This is a genomic window from bacterium, from assembly GCA_020440705.1.
In the GTDB taxonomy this organism is placed as follows: domain Bacteria; phylum Krumholzibacteriota; class Krumholzibacteriia; order LZORAL124-64-63; family LZORAL124-64-63; genus JAGRNP01.
This window is the reverse complement of sequence record JAGRNP010000175.1, coordinates 1-5,954: the sequence shown is the minus strand read 5'-3', so window position 1 is coordinate 5,954 and position 5,954 is coordinate 1. Positions and strand designations below refer to the sequence as shown.

Sequence of the window (5,954 nt, the reverse complement as noted above, 5' to 3'; positions counted from 1 at the left end):
AGGGCCCGACGGAGCCTGGCTGGAATCCCGGCGCCCCTCTATTCGGAGCGCTCCTTGAGCTCGCCGACCCACCCCCGGAAGAGGACCAGCAGGACCGGGCTGACCATGGCGATGATCGCGAAGTACAGCCACATGGTCTGGGGATCGCGCGGGCCCTCGGCGGGCACGTACTTCGTGAGCATGATGCCCGAGTAGAGCGGGACGACGACCTTGGTCAGGAACCACGGGAACTGGGCCACGCCCATGTAGGCGCCGGTGCGGCCCTCGGGGGCGATCTCGGCGGCGTACTGCAGGAAGCGGGGCTGCCACATGGCTTCGCCGATGGTCATGACCAGCAGGTAGCCGAGCAGCGTGTACAGGTTGGTGCCGACCGCGAGCAGGAACGCCGGCGCCGCCATGACCAGGGTGCCGATGATCATCATGTTGTAGATCTTCTGCTTCTGGGTCAGGGCGGTGACGATGGGCACGGCGAAGAAGATCAGGATCGGGTTCATGTTCGAGAAGATCTCGAAGCGCTCGCTCACCACGCCGCCCTCGAAGGCGCGTTCGAGGTACTGGGGCAGGATGAGCCAGTTGTAGGTGAAGAGGGTCTGCACCGGAATCAGGGCGAAGATGAAGAAGAAGAACTTGGAGTTGGCCAGGGGATGGTTGGCCAGCCAGACCCGGGTGGGTGTGCGCCAGCCCGGGATGGCGACCACGGCGACGAAGACGGCGCCGAGGCCGGCCCACGTCCACTGGGCGATGTGGGACGGCAGGAAGGCCACGCAGCCGGCGATGGCCGCCAGGGTGACCCACATGTGGGCCGGGATCGAGGCGTCGACGTCGACCGAGGCGCCGGGAACGTCGCCGGCGGCGGTGGGGGCGGCTGCCGCCTGGCCGGCGGCCTTCTTCTCCTCGGCGCGCGCGGCCTCGGCCGCCGCGGCGGCCTTCTCCTCGACCTTGCGGGTCAGGATGAAGAAGGTGGCCAGCAGGGCGACCAGGGTCAGGCCCGTGTACACCCAGAAGGCGCCGGTGATGCCGATGGACTGGCGCACGTCGCTGAAGAAGCTCGGCAGCCAGCCGCCCAGGTTCATCAGGGCGTAGAGCATGGCGTAGCCCATGGCCGCGGTGGCGCCGGTGGTGAACTTGCGCACGCCGGCGTAGGCCGCCGGCTGGTAGAGGCCATAGCCGAGCACGACCACGACGATGCCGGCCATGGTCAGCAGGTGCCACGTGCCCCACATGCCCGGCGCGCTCGAGACGAGCGGGGCGGCGGAGATGACCACGCGTCCGGCGAGCAGGAAGACGAAGGCGATCAGCAGCGTGCGCCGGATGCCCCACTTGTCGGCGAGTCCCCCGAAGAAGAACATGCTGATGGTGATGCCGGCGGTCAGCACGAGCACCATGTGATGCGAGTTGATGTCGGCGTGGGGGTCGCCCTGGAAGACCAGGTCGGAGAAGTACATGGCCAGGTAGCCCAGCATGCCGAAATAGACCCAGCCCTCGAGGAAGTAGGCCAGGTTGATGCCCCACAGCGCGCGCGGGGCGTGCCAGAGGTCGATGAAGGGCTGGGAGATCTCCTGCCAGGGCGACTGCGGTTTCTGGGGGGGCGTGGCCTGGGCCATGGTCTGCCTTTCGGGTTCGTGTCGGGTCCCGGCGGCGGGGGAACGCCGGGAGCGGGTTTCACGTCAGGTTCAGGAGTCGAGGGCGTCCTCGAGGCGACCGCGGATCGTCCGCTTCACCGCGGCGGCCAGGTCCTCGCAGCGGACGAGGGCCTCGGCGGCGGCGCGCCGCGTGGCGGCGACGAAGTCGGGCTCGGCGCTCTGGTCGAGGGCCCGCAGGCCGTCGAGGTTGATCAGGACGTTGTAGTAGGCGCCCTCGGCGCCGGCCATGCCGGCCAGGGCCGCCACGCCGGCGTCGCTGAGGCTGTTCTGGTTGCCGATGCGGCCGATCTCGCCGGCCAGTTCGAGCACCGCCGGCACCTTCGAAAGGACCGACAGGGGCACCCGGGTGGCCTCGCGGGTGGCCTCGGCCACGGCGAGGTCCTTCGCCTTGCCCTTGGGCAGCCGGAAGCAGTCCATGACGGCGTTGAAGGCGGCGGTGTCGTCGTCCATGGCGGCCAGGAAGAAGTCCTTGAGGTCCTGGGCCTGCTCGGCGATCTCCTTGACCCGGTCCTGCACGTCCTCGTAGGCGCGCTTGTCGACGGTGAGGTTGCCGACCATGGCCACCAGGCCTGCGGCCTGGGCGGCGCAGAGGGCGGCCACCGAACCGCCGCCGGGGGCGGGGGAGTCGCTGCTCAGCTCGTCGACGAACTCGCGGTTGCTCATGCTGACCAGGGGACCGTCGACCAGGCCGGCCTGGTACTCGATGATCTTCTCGGCCGGGTCGAAGGGGGTCAGCTCGGCCAGGCCCATGCTCTGGATGGCCGTCTCGATGATCAACCGCTTCGGGATACCCGCCGACTGGCCCGCCTGCTTCAGGAAGTGCTTGCCGGCCGCGATCATGTCGCCCTCGGGGATCAGGCCCACCAGTTCGCTGCCGGTGACGCGCACGCCGCGGTCCTGGGCCGACCTGCGGCAGGCCTCGAAGGCCTGGTGCGGCTTGGTGATCGTGGTGTTGACGAGGTTCATGGAGACCTGCGCACGCCGGTATTCGGGGATGACCCAGCCGACGGCCTTGCAGGCCTCGAGGCGGTAGGGGCCGGGCACGAGGAGGTTCTCGCCGTTCGCGTCCTTGAGCAGGACGCCGTCGGCGTCGCGCGCGGCGCGTCCGGCCTCCTTGATGTCCAGGGCGATGTTCTGGGCGATCTTCTTGCTCATGGAGTTGATGTTCACGTTGTAGGCGACCAGGAAGCCGCGGGCCGAGACGTTGGTGGCGCCGGTGCGCCGGGCGCGGTCGTTCCACGCGTTGGGGCCGAAGTCGGGGGCCCACTCGGTGGTGCCGAGCTTCTCGCCGAGGGCCTCGTATTCGCCCTTGCGCACGTTGGCCAGGTTGCGGCGGAACTCGCTGCTGGCCGCCTCCTCGTAGAGGTAGACGGGGATCGCGAGCTCGTCGCCGATGCGCCGGCCCACGGCCCGGGCGATATCGGCGCACTCGGCCATGGTCACGCCGCGCACGGGCACGAAGGGGCACACGTCGGTGGCGCCGTGGCGGGGATGGGCGCCGCTGTGGCGCGACATGTCGATCAGTTCGGCGGCCCGCTTGACCACGCGGAAGGCGGCCTCGGCCACGCCCTCGGGCGAGCCGATGAAGGTGATCACGGTGCGGTTGGTGTCGGCGCCCGGATCGACGTCCAGCAGGTGGACGTCGGGGACGTCCTTCACCACGGCGGTGACGGCCTCGATGACGGCCGGATCCCGGCCTTCGCTGATGTTCGGGACGCACTCGACGAGCTTCTTCATGCTCCGGATCCTCGGGGGATGGGGTGGGGTGCGCGGACGTCGGGCCGCACCGCGACCGGGGCGAGGGGCCGGCCGCCATCGGAAGGATAGGGTGTCGGCGGCGGGAATTCCAGTCCTACGGGGCGTCGGACCCGGCCGGTGCCCATCCCCTGGACGGGACCTGGATCGCCCGGAAAAAAGCCTGCTCAACCTTTGTACGTTTACCGAACATAGTCTATAATAGAGAGGTGGATCCGCGGTGCGCGCGGGTCCGGCCGCATCCGGCGCCGTTGGCGCCCAGCCCGGTATCGCCTGGAGGATCGCCCCATGCTCCCTCGCATCACCCGCGTCGCGGCCCTGGCCGCCCTGTCCGTTCTGCTGCTCGGCGCGGTGCCGGCGGCGGCCACCTGGTCGCTCGTCTGGTCGGACGAGTTCGACGGCACCTCGCTCGACGCCACCAAGTGGACCCCCGACGTCGGCAACGGTTGCCCGGACCTGTGCGGCTGGGGCAACAGCGAGCTCGAGTACTACCGCACGCAGAATCTGGCGGTGACCGGCGGGAACCTGGTCATCACCACCCGGAGCGAGTTCTACGGCGGCTCGGCCTTCACGTCGGGCAAGATCACCACGCGGGACAAGTTCGGGGTCACGTATGGCCGCATCGTCATGCGCGCCAAGCTGCCCACCGGCGGCGGCATCTGGCCCGCCTTCTGGATGATGCCCCAGGACGACGTGTACGGCGGCTGGGCCGCCAGCGGCGAGATCGACATCATGGAATCGGCCAACGGGACGACCACGGTCGGCGGCGCCCTGCACTACGGCGGCGGCTGGCCGGACAACACCTCCACCAGCGGTTCCTACAGCCTGGGCGGCGTGAACTTCGCCGACGACTTCCACGAGTACGCGGTGGAGTGGGAGGAGGACGCCATCCGCTGGTACGTGGACGACGTCCTGTTCATGACCCGCTCCAGTGCCCAGTGGTACTCCCTAGGCGCACCGGGCAACCCGCGCGCCCCCTTCGACCAGGAGTTCTTCCTCATCCTGAACACCGCGGTGGGCGGCTGGTACACGGGCTGCACGACGCCGTCGTGCGTCACGGCGACCTTCCCGCAGGAATACCTGGTCGACTGGGTGCGCGTGTACCAGGACATCCCCAACGAGGCGCCCCTGGTGGCGTTCACCGCGCCGGGCGCCAACGCGCCCGCCGGCGACATCACCCTGGCGGCGACGGCCTTCGACGCCGACGGCACCATCGCCGCGGTGGAATTCGCCGCGAACGGCACCGTCGTGGGCACCGACGCCACGGCCCCGTACGAGGTGCTGTGGCCCGCCGTGGCCGACGGCTGCTACCAGGTGACGGCCCGCGCCGTGGACGACCTCGGCGGCGAGGCCACCGCGACGCTCGACCTGACGGTGGGCGCCGGGTGCGGCCAGACGGCCTACCCCGGTCCCCTGCCGGTGGTGCCGGCGCGGATCGAGGCCGAGAACTACGACGTCGGCGGCAGCGGCGTGGCCTACAACGACCAGGACGCGGCCAACCAGGGGGGGCAGTACCGCACCGCCGAGGGCGTCGACATCGAGGCCTGCACCGATACGGGCGGCGGGTACAACATCGGCTGGCTGAACCCGGGCGAGTGGATCGAGTACACGGTCGACGTGCCCGCCGGCGGCGACCACTTCCTGCGGGCCCGGGTGGCTTCGCTCTCGGCGGGGGGCGCCTTCCGCCTGCTGGTCGACGGCGTGGACGCGGGTGTGCAGGTGAACGTGCCGGTGACGACGGGCTGGCAGACCTGGACCACGGTCGAGACCACCGTCGCCCTGGCGGCCGGCACCCGCGTGGTGCGCTTCGTGCCGCAGACGGCGGGCTTCAACGTGAACTGGTTCGAACTGGAGCGCGACGCCGTGAGCCCGGTGCCGGACCTGGCCGCGGCGGAGGTGCGGCTGCTGCCGAACCATCCGAACCCGTTCAACCCGGCCACGACGATCGCCTTCGAACTGGCGACGGGCGGGTTGGTGGACCTGGCGGTGTACGATGCGGCCGGGCACGAGGTGCGCCGGCTGGTGAACGGCGGGGTCCACGCGGCCGGCCGCCACGAGGTGCAGTGGGACGGTCGGGACGCCGCCGGACGGATAGCGGCGGCGGGCGTCTACATGGTGCGCCTGGTCGCGGCCGGGACGGCACGGACCCAGCGGATCACGCTGGTCAAGTAGAACCGGGCCGGGGACCGGAGACGGGAGAAGGGCGGTGCCACGGCACCGCCCTTTTTCCGTTTCGGCGGCCGGGAGCGGCCGTCAGCGCACGAGGGTCATCTTCCCGACCTGGCGTTCGCTGCCCGTGCGCGCCACCCGGAAGTAGACGCCCGAGGCGAGCGGGCGGCCCTCCGTGTCGGCGCCGTCCCACATGATCGCGCCGGGCCCGGCGGCGACCTCGCCGTCGACGAGGGTGCGCACGCGCCGGCCGCGCACGTCGTAGACCTCGAGCACGAGCCGGCCCGCCCGGGGCATTTCCCAGGCGATGCGGATGCGGGGGTTGAAGGGATTGGGGGCCGCCGAGCTGGTGAACACGGCGCGGGGCGCGACGCCCGCCGGCGGGGC

General features: G+C 70.7%; 4 protein-coding genes. 1 reads left to right on the top strand and 3 read right to left on the bottom strand.

All coding sequences use genetic code 11. The features are described from left to right. Positions 1-38 precede the first annotated feature (38 nt). Both KDM41_16885 and ftcD read right to left on the bottom strand, forming a co-directional pair. Positions 39-1,604: an MFS transporter gene (locus KDM41_16885; GenBank protein MCB1185103.1), complete on the bottom strand. Its 1,566-nt coding sequence runs from the start codon at positions 1,602-1,604 to the stop codon at positions 39-41. Positions 1,605-1,673: 69 nt separating this feature from the next. Beyond that, positions 1,674-3,380 carry a glutamate formimidoyltransferase gene (gene ftcD, locus KDM41_16880; GenBank protein MCB1185102.1) on the bottom strand — a complete coding sequence of 569 codons (1,707 nt, stop codon included), beginning with the start codon at positions 3,378-3,380 and terminating at the stop codon, positions 1,674-1,676. A gap of 306 nt (positions 3,381-3,686) precedes the next feature. Between ftcD and KDM41_16875 the strand changes: the two genes are divergently transcribed. Continuing rightward, a complete protein-coding gene (locus tag KDM41_16875) occupies positions 3,687-5,570 on the top strand; it encodes a carbohydrate-binding protein (GenBank protein ID MCB1185101.1) in 1,884 nt (627 codons plus the stop codon). Between the two features lie 81 nt (positions 5,571-5,651). On the opposite strand, the gene KDM41_16870 is transcribed toward KDM41_16875, so the two are convergent. Then, positions 5,652-5,954, bottom strand: a 303-nt coding sequence (locus KDM41_16870) for a hypothetical protein (GenBank protein MCB1185100.1), incomplete at its 5' end; no start/stop codon positions are given.